14 protein-coding genes are annotated in these 21,658 nt (G+C 66.8%); 10 read left to right on the top strand and 4 right to left on the bottom strand.

Features of this window, described 5'->3' with window-relative positions; translation table 11 throughout:
• Positions 1–262 precede the first annotated feature (262 nt).
• The 5 genes from rplJ (at position 263) to JS278_RS15800 (ending at position 10,342) form a co-directional block, all read left to right on the top strand.
• Complete coding sequence (gene rplJ / locus JS278_RS04640) at positions 263–841, top strand: 50S ribosomal protein L10 (protein ID WP_114044172.1); 579 nt, start codon at positions 263–265, stop codon at positions 839–841.
• A 70-nt stretch (positions 842–911) separates the two neighbouring features.
• A complete protein-coding gene (gene rplL / locus JS278_RS04645; protein ID WP_114044173.1) occupies positions 912–1,298 on the top strand; it encodes a 50S ribosomal protein L7/L12 in 387 nt (128 codons plus the stop codon).
• Between the two features lie 329 nt (positions 1,299–1,627).
• A complete protein-coding gene (gene rpoB / locus JS278_RS04650; RefSeq protein ID WP_181833824.1) occupies positions 1,628–5,110 on the top strand; it encodes a DNA-directed RNA polymerase subunit beta in 3,483 nt (1,160 codons plus the stop codon).
• Between the two features lie 174 nt (positions 5,111–5,284).
• Positions 5,285–9,163 carry a DNA-directed RNA polymerase subunit beta' gene (locus tag JS278_RS04655; protein WP_114044175.1) on the top strand — a complete coding sequence of 1,293 codons (3,879 nt, stop codon included), beginning with the start codon at positions 5,285–5,287 and terminating at the stop codon, positions 9,161–9,163.
• A 243-nt stretch (positions 9,164–9,406) separates the two neighbouring features.
• A complete protein-coding gene (locus tag JS278_RS15800) occupies positions 9,407–10,342 on the top strand; it encodes a hypothetical protein (RefSeq protein WP_147243150.1) in 936 nt (311 codons plus the stop codon).
• Positions 10,343–10,505: 163 nt separating this feature from the next.
• On the opposite strand, the gene JS278_RS15805 is transcribed toward JS278_RS15800, so the two are convergent.
• Complete coding sequence (locus JS278_RS15805; RefSeq protein WP_147243151.1) at positions 10,506–10,835, bottom strand: hypothetical protein; 330 nt, start codon at positions 10,833–10,835, stop codon at positions 10,506–10,508.
• A gap of 175 nt (positions 10,836–11,010) precedes the next feature.
• On the opposite strand from JS278_RS15805, the gene rpsL reads away from it, so the two are divergent.
• From rpsL to tuf, 4 genes are all read left to right on the top strand, one after another.
• Positions 11,011–11,382, top strand: coding sequence for a 30S ribosomal protein S12 (gene rpsL, locus JS278_RS04665; RefSeq protein ID WP_028700981.1), 372 nt, complete (start codon positions 11,011–11,013; stop codon positions 11,380–11,382).
• Positions 11,383–11,385: 3 nt separating this feature from the next.
• Complete coding sequence (gene rpsG / locus JS278_RS04670; protein WP_114044177.1) at positions 11,386–11,856, top strand: 30S ribosomal protein S7; 471 nt, start codon at positions 11,386–11,388, stop codon at positions 11,854–11,856.
• A 242-nt stretch (positions 11,857–12,098) separates the two neighbouring features.
• Positions 12,099–14,150: an elongation factor G gene (gene fusA / locus JS278_RS04675; RefSeq protein WP_220150062.1), complete on the top strand. Its 2,052-nt coding sequence runs from the start codon at positions 12,099–12,101 to the stop codon at positions 14,148–14,150.
• Positions 14,151–14,468: 318 nt separating this feature from the next.
• A complete protein-coding gene (gene tuf / locus JS278_RS04680; RefSeq protein ID WP_114044179.1) occupies positions 14,469–15,662 on the top strand; it encodes an elongation factor Tu in 1,194 nt (397 codons plus the stop codon).
• 147 nt (positions 15,663–15,809) lie between these two features.
• Here tuf and JS278_RS04685 read toward each other — a convergent pair whose 3' ends face one another.
• From JS278_RS04685 to JS278_RS04695, 3 genes are all read right to left on the bottom strand, one after another.
• On the bottom strand, positions 15,810–17,474 hold the full coding sequence (locus JS278_RS04685; RefSeq protein ID WP_114046119.1) for an alpha/beta hydrolase: 1,665 nt from the start codon (positions 17,472–17,474) through the stop codon (positions 15,810–15,812).
• 164 nt (positions 17,475–17,638) lie between these two features.
• Entirely contained in the window at positions 17,639–18,166 is a 528-nt protein-coding gene (locus JS278_RS04690) for a mycothiol transferase (protein WP_114044180.1), read from the bottom strand.
• Positions 18,167–18,218: 52 nt separating this feature from the next.
• Complete coding sequence (locus JS278_RS04695; protein ID WP_114044181.1) at positions 18,219–19,919, bottom strand: glutamine--tRNA ligase/YqeY domain fusion protein; 1,701 nt, start codon at positions 19,917–19,919, stop codon at positions 18,219–18,221.
• Between the two features lie 174 nt (positions 19,920–20,093).
• On the opposite strand from JS278_RS04695, the gene gltX reads away from it, so the two are divergent.
• Entirely contained in the window at positions 20,094–21,494 is a 1,401-nt protein-coding gene (gltX, locus tag JS278_RS04700; RefSeq protein ID WP_245935273.1) for a glutamate--tRNA ligase, read from the top strand.
• Positions 21,495–21,658: the final 164 nt, after the last annotated feature.

The raw sequence follows: 21,658 nt of genomic DNA on the forward strand, positions 1-21,658 counted from the left end.
CGTCCCTTTGCAGTAGGTTCAGTCTCACCAATGACCGCTGGTCGGGTTCGCCCGCCAAGCATCCGCCGAGGATGGCCCGCGCAGGTTCTGAGTGCTTTTCGCCCCTGTGGGCGTGCCCCGTGCCTGTGCGCCGGGGCTTTTTTCATGTTCCGGTCCATCTCTGCGCAGGCCCTGGCCGATGCCGGGCCGGCCGGTGGTCGAAGGTACAAGGCGCCGAGGGTCCGCCCCCGGCGCGCCGTACGAGAAGTGGGAAGGAGACCCAATGGCGAGGTCCGACAAGGCAGCCGCCATCGCGTCGCTCAAGGAGAAGTTCTCCTCGGCCGACGCGACCGTGCTGACCGATTACCGTGGCCTGACCGTGGCGGCGATGCAGACTCTGCGTCGTTCCCTCGGAGAAGGCAGCACCTACGCCGTTGCGAAGAACACTCTCACCCGCATCGCCGCCAATGAGGCCGGGATCGAGGGACTCGACGACAAGCTCGTCGGTCCCACCGCCCTGACCTTCATCAGCGGCGACGTGGCCACCGCGGCCAAGGGTCTGAGGGACTTCGCGAAGGACAACCCGCTGCTGGTCATCAAAGGCGGCTACATGGACGGTCGCGTCCTGTCAGCCGATGAGGTCAAGAAGCTCGCCGATCTCGAGTCCCGCGAGGTCCTCCTCGCCAAGCTCGCCGGTGGCCTCAAGGCCAACCTCACGAAGGCCGCACAGGTCTTCAGCGCCCTGCCCGCCAAGGCCGCTCGCGGCTTCGGCGCCCTGCAGGACAAGGCCGCCGCCGATCCCTCAGTGATCGGCGGAGCCGGAGAGGCTTCCGACCAGGAGCCCGAGAACGCAGACGCCTGAGGCGTCCATCGCCCAGGAGAACCCCGGCGGGTCGCAGGCCCGCCAACCCATTCATGAAAGGACGCCCAACATGGCGAAGCTCAGCAACGACGAGCTCCTTGACGCTTTCAAGGAGATGACCCTCATCGAGCTCTCCGAGTTCGTGAAGCAGTTCGAGGAGACCTTCGACGTCTCCGCCGCCGCCCCGGTGGCAGTTGCCGCCGCCGCCCCGGCTGCCGGTGGCGAGGCCCCGGCCGAGGAGGAGAAGGACGAGTTCGACGTCATTCTCGATGCCGCCGGCGACAAGAAGATCCAGGTCATCAAGGAGGTGCGCGCCCTCACCAGCCTCGGCCTCAAGGACGCCAAGGACCTCGTCGAGGCCGCCCCCAAGGCGGTCCTCGAGAAGGCCAAGAAGGAGGACGCCGAGAAGGCGAAGGAGGCCCTCGAGGCCGCCGGCGCCACCGTCACCCTCAAGTGATGATCGGCTGATCCTTTCCGGGATCACACCCCGGAGCCTGCGACGGCTCCCGGTGCATGAAGGCCCTCCCGCCCCGGCGGGAGGGCCTTCATCGTCCCCGCCGCGTCATGGGGCGGGGAGCAGGGCTGCGCGCCGTGCTTGCGCGGAGGGCCGGTTTGAGGCACAGTGCAGGTACGGCATTGGCGCCGCGCACTTGTGAAGTGCTACTCTGGGGTCTATTCTGTCTTCTTGCCCCACAGACAGCGAAAGCCCGTGCTTGACATGGGCCTTTCTGCATGCCACCGGACTGGTGCTCACGCCAGTTCAGGAGTTCTCGGAAGGACCGCACCTTGGCCGCCACGCGCACCGCGTCGAAGAACACCAACGTCATCTCGCCCCAGAGCGGGCGAATCTCATTCGCCAAGATCCAGGAGCCTCTGGAGGTACCGAACCTGCTCGACCTGCAGGTGGAGTCCTTCAACTGGCTCGTTGGTAATGATATCTGGCAGTCCCACGTCGACGAGGCCCTGGCTCAGGGCCGCACCGACATCAACACCAAGTCGGGACTGGAGGAGATCTTCGAGGAGATCTCCCCGATCGAGGACTACTCGGAGACGATGTCGTTGTCGTTCCGGGATCATCGGTTCGAGGATCCCAAGCATTCCGTCGACGAGTGCAAGGACCGCGACGCCACCTACGCCGCGCCGCTCTTCGTGACCGCCGAGTTCACCAACAACGAGACCGGCGAGATCAAGTCGCAGACCGTGTTCATCGGCGACTTCCCGCTGATGACCTCGAAGGGCACCTTCATCGTCAACGGCACCGAGCGCGTCGTCGTCTCCCAGCTGGTCCGTTCCCCGGGCGTCTACTTCGAGCGCACCGCCGACAAGACCTCCGACAAGGACATCTTCACCTGCAAGGTGATCCCGAGCCGCGGCGCCTGGCTGGAGTTCGAGATCGACAAGCGCGACACCGTCGGCGTGCGCCTGGACCGCAAGCGCAAGCAGAACGTCACCGTCTTCCTCAAGGCCCTGGGCTGGACCCCGGACCGGATCCTCGAGGAGTTCGGTCAGTACGAGTCGATCCGCCAGACCCTCGAGAAGGATCACGGCGTCGAGACCCAGGACCAGGCTCTCCTCGACATCTACAAGAAGCTGCGTCCCGGCGAGCCGCCGGCCCGCGACGCCGCCCAGCAGCTGCTGGAGAACTACTACTTCAACGGCAAGCGCTACGACCTGGCCAAGGTGGGTCGTTACAAGATCAACAAGAAGCTGGGCCTGGACCTGCCCTTCGACACCCAGGTGCTGACCATCGACGACATCGTCGCGGCCATCCATTACATCTGCGCCCTGCACGAGGGTCTGGAGACCCTGCCGCGCGAGGGGCGTGACGACATCTTCGTCGAGCCCGACGACATCGACCACTTCGGCAACCGTCGTCTTCGTACCGTCGGCGAGCTCATCCAGAACCAGCTGCGCACCGGCCTGGGTCGGATGGAGCGCGTGGTGCGCGACCGGATGACCACCCAGGACATCGAGGCCATCACCCCGCAGACCCTCATCAACATCCGCCCGGTGACCGCGGCCATCAAGGAGTTCTTCGGAACCTCCCAGCTGTCGCAGTTCATGGATCAGAACAACCCGCTGGCCGAGATGACCCACAAGCGCCGCCTGTCGGCCCTGGGCCCCGGCGGCCTGTCCCGCGACCGCGCCGGCATGGAGGTCCGCGACGTCCACCCGTCGCACTACGGCCGGATGTGCCCGATCGAGACGCCCGAGGGCCCGAACATCGGCCTCATCGGCTCGCTGGCCTCCTTCGCCCGGGTCAATGCCTTCGGCTTCATCGAGACCCCCTACCGCAAGGTCGTCGACGGGAAGGTGACCGATCAGGTCGACTACCTCACCGCCGACGAGGAGGACCGCTTCATCATCGCCCAGGCGAACGCCGCGCTGACCGATGACGGCACCTTCGCCAACGAGCGGGTGCTGGTGCGCAAGCGCCACGGCGATCCCGACGAGGTGCCCCCGGCCGAGATCCAGTACATGGACGTCTCGCCGCGCCAGATGGTGTCGGTGGCCTCCGCGTTGATCCCCTTCCTGGAGCATGACGACGCGTCGCGGGCCCTGATGGGTGCCAACATGCAGCGTCAGGCCGTGCCGCTGATCAAGACCGAGGCTCCCCTGGTGGGCACCGGAATGGAGTACCGCTGCGCCACCGACGTCGGCGACGTCACCCTGGCCGAGAAGCCCGGCACGGTGCTGTCGGTCTCCGCCGACCTGGTCGACATCGCCTGCGATGACGGCACCTACCAGACCTACAAGCTGGAGAAGTTCCGCCGCTCCAACGCCGGCACCTGCATCAACCAGCGGCCGGTGGTCAAGGCCGGTCAGCGGGTCGAGATCGGCACTCCGTTGGCCGACGGACCGTCGACCGACGAGGGCGAGCTGGCCCTGGGCCGCAACGTGCTCACCGCCTTCATGCCCTGGCAGGGCCTGAACTACGAGGACGCCATCGTGCTGTCGGAGCGCATCGTCCAGGACGACGTGCTCACCTCGATCCACATCGAGGAGCACGAGGTCGACGCCCGCGACACCAAGCTCGGTGCCGAGGAGATCACCCGGGACATCCCGAACGTCTCCGATGACATGCTGGCCAATCTCGACGAGAACGGCATCGTGCGCATCGGCGCCGAGGTCGGCACCGGCGACATCCTGGTCGGCAAGGTCACCCCCAAGGGCGAGACCGAGCTGACCCCCGAGGAGCGTCTGCTGCGCGCCATCTTCGGCGAGAAGGCCCGCGAGGTCCGCGACACCTCCCTCAAGGTGCCCCACGGCGAGGAGGGCACCGTCATCGGGGTGCGCGTCTTCGACGCCGACGAGGGTGACGAGCTGGCTCCCGGCGTCAACCAGATGGTGCGGGTCTACGTGGCCCAGAAGCGCAAGATCTCGGTCGGCGACAAGCTGTCGGGACGCCATGGCAACAAGGGCGTCATCTCCAAGATCCTGCCCATCGAGGACATGCCCTTCATGGAGGACGGCACCCCGGTCGACATGGTGCTCAACCCGCTGGGCGTGCCCTCCCGGATGAACGTCGGTCAGGTGCTCGAGATGCACCTGGGCTGGATCGCCCACTCCGGATGGGACATCACCCAGGCCGACGGTGACTGGGCCGAGCGGCTGCGCGATGTGGGCCTGGCCCAGGTCGAGCCCGACTCCCGGCTGGCCACCCCGGTCTTCGACGGTGCCAAGGAGAACGAGATCACCGGGCTGCTCACCAACGGCGTCCCGGACCGGGACGGCAACCGGCTCGTCGACCCCGATGGCAAGGCCATCCTCTACGACGGCCGGACCGGCGAGCCCTTCCCGAAGAAGGTGGGCGTGGGCTACATGTACGAGCTCAAGCTGCACCACCTGGTCGACGACAAGATCCACGCCCGCTCGACCGGCCCGTACTCGATGATCACCCAGCAGCCGCTGGGCGGCAAGGCGCAGTTCGGCGGCCAGCGGTTCGGCGAGATGGAGGTCTGGGCGATGGAGGCATACGGCGCCGCCTGGGCCCTCCAGGAGCTGCTGACCATCAAGTCCGACGACGTGCCCGGTCGCGTCAAGGTCTACGAGGCGATCGTCAAGGGCGAGAACATCCCCGAGCCCGGCATCCCGGAGTCCTTCAAGGTGCTCGTCAAGGAGATGAAGTCGCTGTGCCTGAACGTCGAGGTGCTCAACTCCGACGGCATGGAGATCGACCTGCGCGAGTCGGAGGAGGACATGCGCCCCTCCGGCCTGGGTATCGACCTGTCGCGTCGACCCGGCTCTGACAACGCCCTGGCCGAGTGAACGACGCCCCCCGGCCGGTCCATCGGGGACCGGCCCGGGGTCTGCGTCATCTGGTCCCTTCACAGGGGGTGACGGCGGGCCCGGACAACCCGCCGCCGCGTGAACCCCCGAACTGGAACCTCTCCTGACGAGGAGGGGCTACCGCCCACCACCGGTGGGGGAAAGAGAAGTACAGTGCTGGACACCAATTACTACGACAGGCTGCAGATCGGTCTGGCGACCGCCGATCAGATCCGCGCCTGGAGCCACGGCGAGGTCAAGAAGCCCGAGACCATCAACTACCGCACCCTCAAGCCCGAGCGCGACGGTCTGTTCTGCGAGAAGATCTTCGGGCCCACCAGGGACTGGGAGTGCTACTGCGGCAAGTACAAGCGGGTGCGCTTCAAGGGCATCATCTGCGAGCGCTGCGGCGTCGAGGTGACCCGTTCCAATGTGCGACGCGAGCGGATGGGCCATATCGAGCTGGCCGCCCCCGTCACCCACATCTGGTACTTCAAGGGCGTTCCGTCGCGGCTGGGCTACCTGCTCGACATCGCTCCGAAGGACCTGGAGAAGGTCATCTACTTCGCGGCCTACATGATCACCTCGGTCGATGAGGAGGCGCGCCACCGCGACCTGCCGTCGCTGGAGGCCAAGGTGCAGGCGGAGCGCACCCATATGGAGAAGCGCCGCGACTCCGAGCTGGAGGCCCGCCGGACCAAGCTGGAGGAGGACCTCGCCCAGCTCGAGGCCGACGGCGCCAAGGCCGACACTCGCCGCAAGGTCAAGGACGGCGGGGAGAAGGAGATCCGTCAGATCGAGCACCGCGCGCAGCGCCTGCTCGACCGTCTGGACGCCGTGTGGGACCGCTTCAAGAACCTCAAGGTGCAGGACCTCGAGGGCGATGAGGTGCTCTACCGCGAGATGAAGAGCCGCTTCGGCAAGTACTTCGAGGGGTTCATGGGGGCCGAGGCCGTCAAGCGCCGCCTCCATGACTTCGACCTGGTGGCCGAGTCGGCGTCCCTGCGCGACATCATCAAGAACGGCAAGGGCCAGAAGAAGACCCGTGCCCTCAAGCGGCTCAAGGTCGTCCAGCCCTTCATCGACTCCGGCAACTCGCCCGTGGGCATGGTCCTGGACGCCGTCCCGGTGATCCCCCCGGACCTGCGCCCGATGGTGCAGCTGGACGGCGGTCGCTTCGCCACCTCCGACCTCAACGACCTCTACCGGCGCGTCATCAACCGCAACAACCGGCTGAAGCGTCTGCTGGATCTCGGCGCCCCCGAGATCATCGTCAACAACGAGAAGCGGATGCTCCAGGAGGCCGTCGACTCGCTCTTCGACAACGGCCGTCGCGGCCGCCCGGTCTCGGGGCCGGGCAACCGTCCGCTGAAGTCGCTGTCCGACATGCTCAAGGGCAAGCAGGGACGGTTCCGCCAGAACCTGCTCGGCAAGCGCGTCGACTACTCGGGCCGTTCGGTCATCGTGGTCGGCCCGCAGCTCAAGATGCACCAGTGCGGCCTGCCCAAGACGATGGCTCTGGAGCTGTTCAAGCCCTTCGTCATGAAGCGTCTGGCCGATCTGGAGCACGCCCAGAACGTGAAGTCCGCCAAGCGGATGGTGGAGCGTCAGCGCCCGGTGGTCTGGGATGTCCTCGAAGAGGTCATCAAGGAGCACCCGGTGCTGCTGAACCGCGCCCCCACCCTGCACCGTCTGGGCATCCAGGCCTTCGAGCCGCAGCTCATCGAGGGCAAGGCCATCCAGCTGCACCCGCTGGTCTGCTCGGCCTTCAACGCCGACTTCGACGGCGATCAGATGGCCGTGCACCTGCCCCTGTCCGCCGAGGCCCAGGCCGAGGCGCGGGTGCTGATGCTGTCGACCAACAACATCCTCAAGCCGGCTGACGGCCGACCGGTCGCGCTGCCCAGCCATGAGATGATCATCGGCGCCTACTTCCTCACGATGGCCCTGGACGGCCTCAAGGGCCATGGGCGGGCGTTCTCCTCGATCTCCGAGGCGATCATGGCCCATGACGCCGGGGAGCTGGAGATCGGTGCCAAGATCAAGCTGCGCCTGCACGGCGTCGTCCCGCCGCACGGCGAGACGGTCCGCGCCGACGGTTCGGTGATCCTGGACACGACCCTGGGACAGGCCCTGTTCAACGAGGTGCTGCCGGCCGATTACCCCTTCGTCGACTTCCTGGTCGGCAAGAAGGAGATCGGCAGGATCGTCAACACCCTCGCCGAGGAGCGCAGCCAGCTTGAGGTGGCCGAGATTCTCGACCGCCTCAAGGACATCGGCTACCGGTGGGGCTCGCTGTCGGGCGTCACCGTATCCATCGGCGACGTGCAGACCCCGCCGACCAAGCCGGAGATCCTGGCCGGATACGAGCGTCGCGCCGAGAAGGTGGACAAGGAGTACGACCGCGGCGCCGTGACCGGCGAGGAGCGCCGTCAGGACCTCATCCAGATCTGGACCGAGGCCACCGCGGAGCTGACCGCCGCCATGGAGGCCAACTTCACCCAGACCAACCCGATCTACATGATGGTGCACTCGGGCGCACGAGGGAACATGACCCAGATGCGTCAGATCGCCGCCATGCGAGGCCTGGTGGCCGACCCGAAGGGCGAGATCATCCCCCGCCCGATCAAGTCGAACTTCCGCGAGGGCCTGACGGTCCTGGAGTACTTCATCTCCACCCACGGTGGACGGAAGGGCCAGGCCGACACCGCTCTGCGGACCGCCGACTCGGGCTACCTGACCCGACGGCTGGTCGACGTCTCCCAGGACGTCATCGTCCGTGAGGAGGACTGCGGCACGACCCGCGGCATCTTCAAGATCATCGCGGTCGACGACGGCGCCGGTGGCCTGGTGCCCGCCAAGGACCTGGAGACCTCGGTGTACGCCCGCTGCCTGGCCGCCGACGCGGTCGACGCGAACGGGGAGGTGGTCGTCGAGGCCGCCTCCGATCTGGGCGACGCCGAGATCAAGAAGATGATCGCCCACGGCATCAGCAGGATCAAGGTGCGCTCGGTGCTCACCTGCGCCGCGACCCTGGGCTGCTGCGCCAGGTGCTACGGCCGATCGCTGTCGACCGGGAATGTGGTCGACGTCGGCGAGGCCGTCGGGATCATCGCCGCCCAGTCGATCGGCGAGCCCGGTACCCAGCTGACGATGCGTACCTTCCACACCGGCGGTGTGGCGGGCGACGACATCACGCAGGGTCTTCCGCGTGTCGTCGAGCTCTTCGAGGCCCGTACCCCGAAGGGCAAGGCGCCGATCGCCGAGGCCGCCGGAGTGATCCGTGCCGAGGAGTCCGATCACCGGCGCAAGCTGGTGCTCGTCCGCGATGATGGCGAGGAGGACGTCGAGTACCCGGTGCCCAGGCGCGCCCGTCTCGAGTTCGACGTCGACGACACCCATCACGTCATCCGTGACGGGGTGCGCGTCGAGGCCGGCGAGCAGCTCATGGGCGGTACCGCGGACCCGCAGGACGTGCTTCGAATCCTCGGCGTGCGCAGGGTCGAGGAGCATCTGGTGGCCGAGGTCCAGAAGGTGTACAACACCCAGGGCGCCGGCATCCACGAGAAGCACATCGAGATCATCATCCGCCAGATGATGAGGCGGATCACCGTCATCGAGTCCGGCGACACCCCGATGATGCCCGGCGAGCTGGTCGATCGTCCTCACTACGAGGCCGCGAACCGCACGGCGGTGGCCGAGGGCGGGCGTCCCGCCGAGGGCCGGCCGGTGCTGATGGGCATCACCAAGGCGTCGCTGGCCACCGAGTCCTGGCTGTCGGCGGCCTCCTTCCAGGAGACCACCAAGGTGCTCACCGATGCGGCGATCAACGGCAAGACCGACACCCTGGTCGGCCTCAAGGAGAACGTCATGCTCGGAAAGCTCATCCCGGCCGGCACCGGTATGGAGCGCTACCGCAACATGCGCGTCGAGCCGACTGCCGAGGCGAAGGCGGCAGCCTTCACGATGAACTACGACCCGTTCGACTACGACTTCGGATCGAGTTCCGCGGCTGTGCCGCTGGACGACCTGGACTTCGGCGATATGGGCTGATTCCTGGTTCTCCTACTGCTGATCCCGTTCTGCCGGTACCGACCGGCGGATCGGACTGACGGCGGGCCCGCCCCTCCCGGGGGCGGGCCCGCCGTCAGGTCCTGGGAAGATCCGAGGACAGATGCCACAGCTGTGGGCCGGGTCGGCAAAGGTGCAGGTGCGAAGATCGCCATCTCCGCATCCTGTGACACTCTCATCGATAACGTCTGGGTATCGTCTGAGAATCCAGAAAGGCCGATATCAATGTTGCGATCCAAGTCTCTTCTCGGTGGAGTGGCTGGTCTGGCGCTGCTCATCACCCCACTGGCCGGGGTGAACGCCTATGCCACCGACCCCACGCCGTCTCCCGGGGCGAGTGCGTCGACGCCGTCCGGCACCCCGTCGGCCTCCCCGACCCCGACCCGGTCCGAGACGTCGCCGTCGACTCAGGAGGACACTCCGTCGCCGTCGGAGACCTCGACGTCGTCGGAGACTCCGACACCGTCGACCACGCCTTCCACGTCGTCGTCCACCCCGGCCAAGGTCGCTGCGCCGACGCTGACGGCCAGCGGGAATGTCGATGTGGGACAGACGGTGACGATCAGGGTGTCCGGTTGCACGGCTCCGGCCGACGGCATCCTGCTGCGCGTCCTGGACGCGAAGGGCAAGAAGACCGACTACCCGATCGCCGCCCTCGACGGGTCGCAGTCGGTGAAGACGACCGTGGCCGGATGGTACGCGGCCCAGGCGGTGTGCACCACAGGAGACACGCAGGCCAGCGATCCGAGCAACAAGGCGAGCTTCTTCGCCTACCCGACCGGTATCGACTTCTCCCCGACGTCATGGAGGCAGGGTCAGGCCCTGACGTTGACCACCTACGGTTTCCAGGCCGGTGAGAGCGTCAGGGTGAAGGTGGTCCATCAGAAGACCGGGAAGGTGTACTGGAACACCACCCGGACGGCCAGTGCCTCGGGCGACGAGCGGAAGAACGTGTTCAGCAATGTGGTGCTGCCCACCGGGCCGGCGGGCAACTACGACATCACCATGACCGGTTCCCAGTCGGGCAAGGTGCGCAGCTCGGTCTTCTACTGGCAGAGCCCGGACTCCAACGGCAATGGTGGCGGCAATCCCGGCACCACCCCGAAGGTTCCCGCCCACCACAGCAGCGACCGTCCCGGTCTGCCGAGCACCGGCGTCTGACCAGAATCGCTCGCGGCAACTCAATACGCTCGGAACCCGGTAGCTGAATCTGTGGGGCGTCCCGGTCGCGGGGCGCCCCACAGTGCTGCCCCGGGCGACTCGCCGGGCCGTCCCGGGCACCTCACCGGGCGTCGTGAGGACGGCGTCTCGCCCGGCGTCCCTGTCAACGGCCCGGCAGCTCCAGCCCGATGCTGTCGCGGACCTGTTCCATGAGGGCCAGGCGCTCCGTGGTCCAGCGCTGGGGGAGTGCGCAGCGGGTGATATCCGCGGTGGCGTCCAGGAAGGCCGACAGTTCGAAATTCATGTCCCGGACGCGCCGACGGGCAATCCTGATCGTGCGGCTCGTCCGGCCGGTGCGCACCTCGATGACGTTCGGGTCCTCGATCGCGTCGACGGTGATGGTGCCGCCCGAGGTCGCAAGGAGTCGTCTCTTTGCCTCTTTAGAAGACAGAGGATATCCTTTAATACCGTGTCCGGTGCGTCCGGACACCATGTGCGTGCCCTGGCATGGCGGTCAGACCTCTTGAGTTGCTGCGAGACGGTCCGTCAGTGCGGAGTTCGTACGGTATCTGCGCTACCAGAGCGAGGGACAGCGGTGATCCCGACGCCGGTGGCTGCAGGTGCGCAAGCCAGGGATCCGAATACCCAACGGAAAGAGATACCAGCCGGTGCCTACAATCCAGCAGTTGGTCCGCAAGGGCCGCACTGACAAGCTCAGTAAGAACAGCACGCCTGCCTTGAAGGGCTCCCCGCAGCGTCGTGGAGTGTGCACCCGCGTGTACACCACCACCCCGAAGAAGCCGAACTCGGCTCTTCGCAAGGTCGCTCGTGTTCGCCTCTCCTCGGGCATTGAGGTCACGGCCTACATCCCCGGGATCGGGCACAACCTGCAGGAGCACTCGATGGTGCTCGTGCGCGGTGGCCGCGTGAAGGATCTGCCCGGTGTCCGTTACAAGATCGTTCGCGGCTCGCTGGACACCCAGGGTGTCAAGGGACGCAAGCAGGCCCGTAGCCGCTACGGCGCCAAGAAGGAGAAGTGAGCCATGCCTCGTAAGGGACCGGCGCCCAAGCGCCCCATCATGGTCGACCCCGTCTACGGGTCGCCCGTCGTCTCCCAGCTGGTGAGCAAGATCCTTCAGGACGGCAAGAAGACTGTCGCCCAGGACATCGTGTACAGCGCCCTCGAGGGGTGCCGCGCCAAGACGAACACCGATCCGGTGCAGACCCTCAAGCGCGCCCTCGACAACATCAAGCCCTCCCTGGAGGTCAAGTCCCGCCGTGTCGGCGGCGCCACCTACCAGGTGCCGGTCGAGGTCAAGCCCGCCCGTGCCACCACGCTGTCGATGCGCTGGCTGGTCGCCTTCTCCCGCGAGCGTCGCGAGAAGACGATGGCCGAGCGGCTCATGAATGAGATCCTCGACGCGTCGAACGGTCTCGGTGCCTCCGTCAAGCGGCGTGAGGACACCCACAAGATGGCTGAGGCCAACAGGGCCTTCGCCCACTACCGCTGGTGATCGCGCGCCCCCTCACCGGTCGGTGAGGGGGCACGATCATGTTCTGAGGATTCGCCGGCTCCGGTCCAGCCCGGCTTCCGGCGGATTCCAGCCGACTTCCCACGCGGGCTCCCGGTTACAGGTTCACCTCGGGCTCCTGCGTCGAGCATCATCCCTGCCCAGACCACTCAACAGAGAATTTGAGGTTGAACACTGTGGCCGACAAGACCATAGACCTGACCAAGGTCCGCAACATCGGCATCATGGCCCACATCGATGCCGGCAAGACCACCACGACCGAGCGCATCCTCTACTACACCGGAAAGTCCTACAAGATCGGCGAGGTCCACGACGGAGCCGCCACCATGGACTGGATGGAGCAGGAGCAGGAGCGAGGGATCACCATCACCTCGGCCGCCACCACCACGTTCTGGCATGACGTCCAGATCAACATCATCGACACCCCCGGGCACGTCGACTTCACCGTCGAGGTGGAGCGCGCGCTGCGCGTGCTCGACGGCGCCGTGGCCGTCTTCGACGGTGTGGCCGGTGTCGAGCCGCAGTCGATGACGGTGTGGCGCCAGGCCACCCGTTACGGCGTCCCGCGCATCTGTTACGTCAACAAGATGGACCGCACGGGTGCCTCCTTCGAGCACTGCGTCGACACCATCAAGGAGCGCCTGCACGCCATCCCGGTGCTGCTGCAGCTGCCGATCGGTGCGGAGGAGAACTTCCTCGGAATCATCGACCTGATCGAGATGAACGCCAAGACCTGGCGCGGTGAGACCGAGCTCGGTCAGCATTATGAGACCGAGGAGATCCCGGCCGAGCTCAAGGACGCCGCCGAGGCCGCTCGCGCCGAGATGCTGGAGACCGTCGCGGAGAACGACGAGGAGTTCATGGAGGTCTACCTCGATGATCCCGACTCGATCACCGAGGCGCAGCTGAAGGCCGCGATCCGCCGCGGCGTGCTCGCCAACGCCTTCACCGCAGTGACCTGCGGCACGTCCTTCAAGAACAAGGGCGTCCAGCCCCTGCTCGACGCCATCGTCGACTATCTGCCCTCGCCCGAGGACGTCCCGGCCATCGTCGGTTTCAAGCCCGGCGACGAGTCGGTCAAGCTGGAGCGCAGGCCCACCGAGGACGAGCCGATGTCGGTGCTGGCCTTCAAGATCGCCTCGGATCCGCACCTGGGCAAGCTGACCTATGTGCGCGTCTACTCCGGCGTCCTCAAGGCGGGCGAGCAGGTGCTCAACGCCACGAAGGGCAAGCGCGAGCGGATCGGCAAGATCTACCTCATGCACGCCAACAAGCGTCAGGAGGTCGACGAGATGGGTGCCGGCATGATCGGCGCCGTGATGGGCCTCAAGGACACCACCACCGGTGAGACGCTGTGCGACTCCTCGGCCCCGATCGTTCTGGAGTCGATGGATTTCCCGAACCCGGTCATCGAGCAGGCCATCGAGCCGAAGTCGAAGGCCGACCAGGAGAAGCTGGGTGTGGCCATCCAGCGTCTCGTCGAGGAGGACCCGACCTTCCGCGTCCACACCGACGAGGAGACCGGCCAGACCATCATCGCCGGCATGGGCGAACTGCACCTCGACGTGTTCATCGACCGGATGAAGCGCGAGTTCCACGTCGAGGCGAATATCGGCAAGCCGCAGGTGGCCTACCGCGAGACCATCCACAAGAAGGTCGACAAGCTCGAGTACACGCACAAGAAGCAGACCGGCGGTTCCGGCCAGTTCGCCCGCGTGATCATCTCGATCGAGCCGACCGAGGCCGGCTCCGGATACGAATTCGTCAACGCCGTCACCGGCGGCCGTATCCCCAAGGAGTACATCCCCTCGGTGGACGCCGGAGTGAAGGAAGCCATGCAGTTCGGCGTCCTCGCGGGCTACCCGATGGAGGATCTCAAGTGCACCCTCCTCGACGGCGCCTACCATGAGGTCGACTCCTCGGAGATGGCCTTCAAGATCGCCGGTTCGATGGCCTTCAAGGAGGCCGCCCGCAAGGCGCAGCCCGGCATCCTCGAGCCGCTGATGGCCGTTGAGGTCACCACCCCCGAGGACTACCTGGGCACCGTGATCGGCGACCTGAACGCCCGCCGCGGCCAGATTCAGGAGATGGTCGACGAGCACGGGAACAAGGTCGTCCGGGCCCTGGTCCCGCTGGCCGAGATGTTCGGCTACGTGGGCGACCTGCGGTCCAAGACCTCGGGCCAGGCGTCGTACTCGATGGAGTTCGACTCCTACGGCGAGACCCCGGCCAATGTGGCCGAGGAGATCATCGCCAAGGCCAACGGAGGAAAGTGATCGCGGCCCTCTGAGCTGAACCGATCTCATGACGGCGCGCGTCGCGATGGCGGCGCCGTCCGCCCGGGCGGGAGGGGCGATCTTCCCGCCCGGGTCCTCGTCAAGGGCGTCCCGGCCGACGCGAGTCGGCACCGGGGCCCTTGGCACTGCGCTAGACTGCCGTTCCGGTTTGACTGGTCGCAGTTGATGCAGCAAACTTGGGTGAGTTCCCTGACCTCTGGTCAGGGCCGTCCAGAAGATGTCCGTGGGATCGCCTGCGGGCAGACCACATGACGCGTACCGCGCAAGAGCGGGCGACATTTTCGTAAAGGAGCCCCAGTGGCAAAGGCCAAGTTCGAGCGGACCAAGCCGCACGTCAACATCGGCACCATCGGACACATCGACCACGGCAAGACGACCCTGACCGCGGCGATCTCCAAGGTGCTGCACGACAAGGACCCGGAGCTGAATCCGCAGACCGAGGCGTTCGACATGATCGACAAGGCCCCTGAGGAGCGCCAGCGCGGTATCACGATCTCGATCGCTCACATCGAGTACCAGACCGAGAAGCGGCACTACGCGCACGTCGACTGCCCCGGACACGCGGACTACGTGAAGAACATGATCACCGGTGCCGCTCAGATGGACGGCGCCATCCTCGTCGTGGCCGCGACCGACGGCCCGATGCCGCAGACCCGCGAGCACGTGCTGCTCGCCCGCCAGGTCGGCGTTCCCGCCATCGTCGTCGCCCTCAACAAGTGCGACATGGTCGATGACGAGGAGCTCATCGAGCTCGTCGAGATGGAGGTCCGGGAGCTGCTGAGCGCCCAGGAGTTCGACGGCGACAACTGCCCGGTCGTCCGCGTGTCGGCCTTCCAGGCCCTGCAGGGCGACGAGAAGTGGACCCAGTCCATTCTCGACCTGATGGACGCCGTGGACGAGTACATCCCGACTCCGACCCGCGAGCTGGACAAGCCCTTCCTCATGCCCATCGAGGACGTCTTCACCATCACCGGCCGCGGCACCGTGGTCACCGGTCGTGTGGAGCGCGGCATCGTCAAGACCGGCGACGAGGTCGAGATGGTCGGCATCCGTGCGACCACCAAGACCACCGTCACCGGTGTCGAGATGTTCCGCAAGATCCTCGACGAGGGCGAGGCCGGCGACAACATCGGCGTGCTGCTGCGCGGCACCAAGAAGGAGGATGTGGAGCGCGGCATGGTGCTGAGCAAGCCCGGCACCACCACCGGCCACACCGAGTTCAAGGGCCAGGTCTACGTGCTGAAGAAGGACGAGGGCGGCCGTCACAAGCCGTTCTTCTCCCACTACAGCCCGCAGTTCTACTTCCGCACCACGGACATCACCGGCACCGTCGAACTGCCCGAGGGCACTGAGATGGTCATGCCCGGTGACAACACCGAGATGACCGTCGAGCTGATCCACCCCATCGCCATGGAGGAGCAGCTGAAGTTCGCCATCCGCGAGGGTGGCCGGACCGTCGGATCCGGTCGCGTGACCGAGATCCTCAAGTGATCCTCCGGATCAAGGATCCTCAGGTGAGTCTGTGACTCTCTGATCCCCGGCAGGGGATGAAGGAGGCCCGTCCCGTCAGGGGCGGGCCTCCTTCGCGTCCCCGGCCCTTGCTCCTGCCCTCGTCCCCGGGCCCGACGTCTTCGGGGTTCAGTCGGAGCCTTTGATGGTCTTCGGCAGGTCCTCGGCGATGGCCTGTTTCTGCGCCTGGGTGATGTGGTCGGTACCCAGGACGGACGACCACACCCAGATGAGTTCTTGGTGGTAGCTGTGCCCGTGGCCTCCCGGGGCGGAGACGGCGATGGCCATGTCGGCGGTCACCTGCCAGAAGGAGGACCACGGCGTCCAGGAGATCCGCGGATTGGTGTCGATGCCGGCGCGTTCGCGGATCCAGTCGGGCTCACGCCAGATGAGACTGGGCTGCCACCACGTCACGGGATCCGAGGAGTGCTGCACGTAGGCGATCCGAGGGCTCTTCCACTGCGGATACGACGCCCCCCAGCGGTCCCGGTCGATGTACCTGATCCCCGGGATGAAGCGGATGTGGGAACCGCTGCCGATCACCGGCGCGATCTCGGGCGAACCCTGCCGTCGCGATGAGGTGAGTTCGTTCCAGATCGGGGTGATCCCTGGCGAACCTGTCCAGACCGCACCGTCGACCTTCGACATCATGTCGTCGGCGGAGCTGAAGGCGGACTGTCCGCCGTAGGCCCCCAGAGAGACCCCGGAGGTGTACAGCCTGGGTCGGCGCGCCGGATCGAGACGGTCCCAGTATCCGTGGATGACGTTGAACAGCGCCTTGGCCCCCTCCTTCGGCGACTCCCGGTCCAGCAGGAAGGCACCCGGACTGCCCAGATAGCTGTACTGCATCGACGCCGTCGCACAGTCCCCGCCGGTCAGGTATTCCACGGAGGAGACCGACCATTCCTCGACCCATCCTGAACCGGTGGTGTTGTAGATCACCAGGACCTTGCGATCGAAGGCATGGGTACGGATGAGTTCGTCCAGCACGGCATGAGCAGCTGTATTGAGGTTCCGATCGGCGGGGAGTCCGGCATAGGCCCTGATCGGAACCATGGCCGACCTGCCGGTGACCTTCCGTATCTGGGCCGCCGTGGGCCCCGAGGCGACGAAGTCCTGCCCCTTGCGTCCCAGGCTCGCCCAGGACCGGGTGGAGCCCGGGCCGCCTGACCGCAGGGCGGAGGTGGGTCGGTGGACCCCCGGCGTGGTCTGCCGGTTGACGGTCTCCATCTGGTGGGCGACGGCGTTGGCCGCAGTGCGGACGACGACGTTGTTGGTGGCCAGCAGGGCCAGCGCCAGGGCGACCACGAAGACCGATGTTGCCAGCAGCGGTTGGGTGATGAACCGGTGGACGCCGGTGTAGAGGCGGTGGATCGCGTGGCTGACAGTGCGGATCAGCAGCAGCACCGCGACGAAGGCGAGGATGCCGGAGAGGGCGCCGAAGATCTGGGTCAGCCAGAAGTGCCGCTTGAGGTTGACCGTCCGTGAGACGTCGCGCTGCTGCTGGATGGCCCAGAACCACACGCCCACGGAGATGGCCAGCACGGCGGCATATCCGAGCCACCGGATGATGCGGACCGCCCGTGCCGCAGCGGTGACCCGGAGACTGATGAGGCGGGCGAGATGTCGCAGCGCGTACCCGATGAGATGCCCCGTCCCGTAGGCGAAGAGCATCGACATCGCGACATTGATGAGGATCATCCACCAGGTGCGAGGGATGAGGCTGGGGCTCAACGCCGACCAGAATCCGAACAGGGCGCCGATCAGCCCGCCGAGACTTGCGTGGCGCAGCACGTACCGGGCCAGCGTCCGCTCGGCCGTGACCCATTCCTCCTCGACCCGCTCGAGGGGGGCGACCGTGACCCCGGTCGGGCCGGGCGCACGGACCACCGTGACCTCCTCGGGCGCGTCACGGTCCTGGCCGCCGGTCGGCGGTCCGGCGGTGTGAGGGGTGTCGCTCACTCAGCTGTGGCCCGTTCCGCCACGCCTCGCACCAGGGCCGCCTGGCCGATGTGCTGAAGGGCGTCGGCCAGGATCGAGACGAGGCGGACCGACAGCGTGACCGGTGGGTTCCAGGCGGCGTCGATGATCCGTCCGAGGTCGTCGACGCCGAGGCCGTCGATGAGGGCGTCGGTCTCGTCGCAGGTCTCGGTGAGGTACTCCAGCAGGTCGTCGACGGGGGCCACGACGTAGATGACGTCGTCGGGGTTCTGGCCGTAGCCGGTGGCTCCTGAACCCAGCCGGGCGGGCGGCAGTGACAGCCCGAGCCGGTCGGCCCATTCGTCCCAGAGCTGGGGCCCGCCGAGGGCCTGATGGATCTGGGAGTCGATCTCCCGGGCCGTGTGCCACAGCAGCCAGCAGATGGTGTTGGTGCCAGGGTTCACCTGATAGCGGGCGTGCTCCTCGGCCAGGCCGTCGCACACCGAGGCCGCCTCGTCGCGGATGCGTCCGACGAGGTCATGCAGGATTACGGTCGCGTCGCTCATGCCGTCACTCTATCGGGGGACGTCCACGAGGCCGGTGGAGGCGGCGCCGGGCTCAGCCGTTGCGCTTCTGGATCTGTGCCCATTCGTCGCGCAGCCCGACCGCCCGGTGGAAGACCATGGGCCGGTCAGGATCGACGGCGAAGTATCCGAGGCGCTCGAACTGCACCACCTGCCCGGGCCCGGCATCGGCCAGGGCGGCCTCCAGCTTGCAGCCGGTGAGGATCTCCCGGGAACCGGGGTTGAGGTCGTCGAGGGCCTCTCCGGTGCTCTCACCGGGGATCTCGGCGGTGAACAGTCGATCGTAGAGTCGCACCTCGGCATCGACGGCGTGGGGTGCCGAGACCCAGTGCATGGTCGATTTCACCTTGCGTCCGTCCGGCGCGGTGCCGCCCCGGGATTCCGAATCGTAGGAGGCGTGCACCTCGACGACAGTGCCCTCGGCGTCCTTGACGACGTCGGTGGCCGTCACCAGGTAGGCGCCGCGCAGCCGCACCTCGCGACCGGGGGAGAGGCGGAAGTACTTGCGGGGCGGATCCTCGCGGAAGTCGTCCTGTTCGATCCAGAGGGTGCCGGAGAAGGCGACCTGTCGGGTGCCGTCGTCTGGATTCTCCGGGTTGTTGACGATCTCGAAGTGTTCGACGACCGGGTTGCCGCCGGCGTCGACGGGCCAGCCGTCGAGCACCAGTTTGAGGGGGTGGAGGACGGCCATCCGGCGCTGGGCGGTGTGGTTGAGTTCCTTGCGGACGAAGGACTCGAACTCCTCGATGGCGCGCACCGAGTTGTTGCGGGTGGTGCCGATCGCGGTGCAGAAGTCGCGGATCGCCGCAGCCGGGTAGCCGCGGCGGCGCATGCCACGCAGGGTGGGCATCCGCGGATCGTCCCAGCCGTCGACGAGGTGATCGTCGACGAGCTTCTTGAGCCGGCGTTTGGAGGTGATGGTGTGGGTGAGCTCCAGACGGGCGAACTCGCGTTGCTTGGGGGCGGGGCCCTCCAGCGGAAGGTGCGCCAGGAACCAGTCGTAGAGAGGCCGGTGGCTGTTGAACTCCAGGGAGCACAGCGAGTGGGTGACCCCCTCGACGGCATCGGACTGGCCGTGCGCCCAGTCGTAGGTGGGGAAGATCCTCCAGGTGTCTCCGGTGCTGTGATGGTGCATGTGACGGATCCGATACATCACCGGGTCGCGGAGCCACATGTTCTCGTCCTGCATGTCGATCCGGGCGCGCAGGCATCGGGATCCGTCGGGGAACTCGCCGGCGCGCATCCTGGCCAGCAGGTCCAGGCTCTCGGCCGCCGGCCGGTCGCGGTAGGGGCTCTCGACGCCGGGCCTGCCGTAGCCCCCGCGCTGGGCCGAGATGGTGTCGGGATCCTGGTCGTCGACGTAGGCCAGGCCCCGTTCGATGAGGTACTGCGCCCAGCTGTAGAGCTGCTCGAAGTAGTCGGAGGCGTGGACGACGCTCCCCGGCGTGTATCCGAGCCAGGCGATGTCCTCGACGATGGCCCGGACGTACTCGGTCTCCTCGGTGCCGGGATTGGTGTCGTCCAGACGCAGGTTGCAGACGCCGCCGAAATCCTCGGCGATGCCGAAATCGGTGACGATGGCCTTGGCATGGCCGATGTGCAGGTAGCCGTTCGGCTCGGGTGGGAAGCGGGTCTGGACGCGTCCTCCGTAGGTGCCCTGGGCGTTGTCCTCGCGGACGACGTCGCGGATGAAATCGGAGGGTGCCGGTGACGGCGAGGAGGACGGTTCAGCCATGATCCGAAAATTACCAGTAGCGCGGGGGGCGTCGCCCCTCCAGGGATCGTGGGAGCGCCTTCCGGGGCCATGTCCACTAGAATCGCGGCCATCATGACTGATTCCCCGCACGCACCCGCACGCACCCGAGTCGCCCCCTCACCGACCGGAGATCCCCACGTCGGCACCGCCTACATGGCTCTCTTCGACAAGGCCTGGGCGCGTCAGACCGGGGGGCAGTTCGTGCTTCGCATCGAGGACACCGATCGCAACCGCCTGGTGGCGGGGTCGGAGCAGCAGATCTACGACTCCCTCGACTGGTTGGGGCTGGGCCCCGACGAGAGCCCGCTGGTGGGCGGGCCGTACGCGCCGTACAAGCAGTCCGAGCGCGTGGAGACCTACCGGCCCTACGTCGATCAGCTCATCGCCGACGGCCACGCCTACTACTGCTGGTGCTCGCAGGACAGGCTCGCCGGGCTGCGCAGGGAGAGGGCCGAGGCCCACTCCTCGGACACCGGTTACGACCGGATGTGCCTGGGCATGACGAGGCAGGAGCGGGCGAAGCTGCCCGGATTCACCGAGACCCCGGTGGTGCGGATGCGGATCCCCGACGACGTCGAGCTGGCCTTCCACGATCTCATCCGGGGCGAGGTGAAGGCCCCGCATCCCGATGACCAGGTGATCCTCAAGGCGGACGGCTTCCCCACCTACCACCTGGCCGTCGTCGTCGACGACCACCTGATGGGCATCGACACCGTCGTGCGCGGGGAGGAGTGGATCTCCTCGACCCCCAAGCATCTGCTGCTCTACAAGTGGCTGGGCTGGCAGGCTCCGCAGTTCGCTCACATGCCGCTGCTGCGCAACGCCGACAGGTCCAAGATCTCCAAGCGCAAGAACCCGGCCGCGCGGCTGATGTGGTTCCGTGAGCAGGGTTACCTGCCCGAGGCGCTGCGCAACTTCCTGCAGCTGCTGGCCTACCCGACCATCGCCGAGGGTGCTGAGATGGAGGGCTTCGAGTCCTTCGTCCGGAGGTTCCGCTGGGAGGACGTCTCCACCGGCGGCCCGGTCTTCGACACGACGAAGCTCGACTGGCTCAACGGTATGTACATCCGTTCTCTGGGCGTCGGGGAACTGGCCGACCGGGTGCTGAGGTATGCGGTGGAGGCGGGTCAGCTCTGCGATCCGTCGGACGCCGATGTCGTCACCCTGCGTGCTGCGATGCCACTGATCCAGGAGCGGTTGACGCTGCTGTCCGAGGCTGTGCCGAAGCTGGCCTTCCTGCTGGAGGCCGATGATCAGCTGGCCTTCGACGAGGACTCGGTGGCCAGGCTGAAGGGAGATCCGGCGGCGATCATCGCGGCGGCGATCGAGGTGCTCGGTGATCTGGACGAGTTCACCGCCGAGCCGGTCCAGGCCGCCCTGCGCGCCGGGATCTGCGAGACGATGGAGATCAAGCCCAGGGTGGCCTTCGCCCCGATCCGGGTGGCGGTGACGGGCTCGCGGGTCTCCCCGCCGCTCTTCGAGTCGATGGAGATCCTCGGCAGGGACTCCACGCTGACCCGGCTCCGTCGCTTCGCCGAGACCCTCGCGCGCTGACCCTGGCGGGACCCCGACTCCCGGGCCTCGAGGTGGGGTTTTCTCCTCCCAACACGCCGTCCCGCGTCCCGCCAGAGCCCGGCCACGGCGTGTTGGGAGGAGAAATCCCCGCGACTTCCCCCCGGATGGGGATCCCTCCCCTTCAATTTGGCGTCAGCCAGCGT

Origin of the sequence: Acidipropionibacterium virtanenii, assembly GCF_003325455.1 — a bacterium.
GTDB lineage: Bacteria > Actinomycetota > Actinomycetes > Propionibacteriales > Propionibacteriaceae > Acidipropionibacterium > Acidipropionibacterium virtanenii.

Excerpts from the sequence above, each read along its gene's own strand:
- rplJ (WP_114044172.1), top strand. The coding sequence starts at position 263 with ATGGCGAGGTCCGACAAGGCAGCCGCCATCGCGTCGCTCAAGGAGAAG.
- rplL (WP_114044173.1), top strand. The coding sequence starts at position 912 with ATGGCGAAGCTCAGCAACGACGAGCTCCTTGACGCTTTCAAGGAGATG.
- JS278_RS15800 (WP_147243150.1), top strand. The coding sequence starts at position 9,407 with ATGTTGCGATCCAAGTCTCTTCTCGGTGGAGTGGCTGGTCTGGCGCTG.
- JS278_RS15805 (WP_147243151.1), bottom strand. The coding sequence starts at position 10,835 with ATGGTGTCCGGACGCACCGGACACGGTATTAAAGGATATCCTCTGTCT.
- rpsG (WP_114044177.1), top strand. The coding sequence starts at position 11,386 with ATGCCTCGTAAGGGACCGGCGCCCAAGCGCCCCATCATGGTCGACCCC.
- fusA (WP_220150062.1), top strand. The coding sequence starts at position 12,099 with ATGGCCCACATCGATGCCGGCAAGACCACCACGACCGAGCGCATCCTC.
- JS278_RS04690 (WP_114044180.1), bottom strand. The coding sequence starts at position 18,166 with ATGAGCGACGCGACCGTAATCCTGCATGACCTCGTCGGACGCATCCGC.
- JS278_RS04695 (WP_114044181.1), bottom strand. The coding sequence starts at position 19,919 with ATGGCTGAACCGTCCTCCTCGCCGTCACCGGCACCCTCCGATTTCATC.
- gltX (WP_245935273.1), top strand. The coding sequence starts at position 20,094 with ATGGCTCTCTTCGACAAGGCCTGGGCGCGTCAGACCGGGGGGCAGTTC.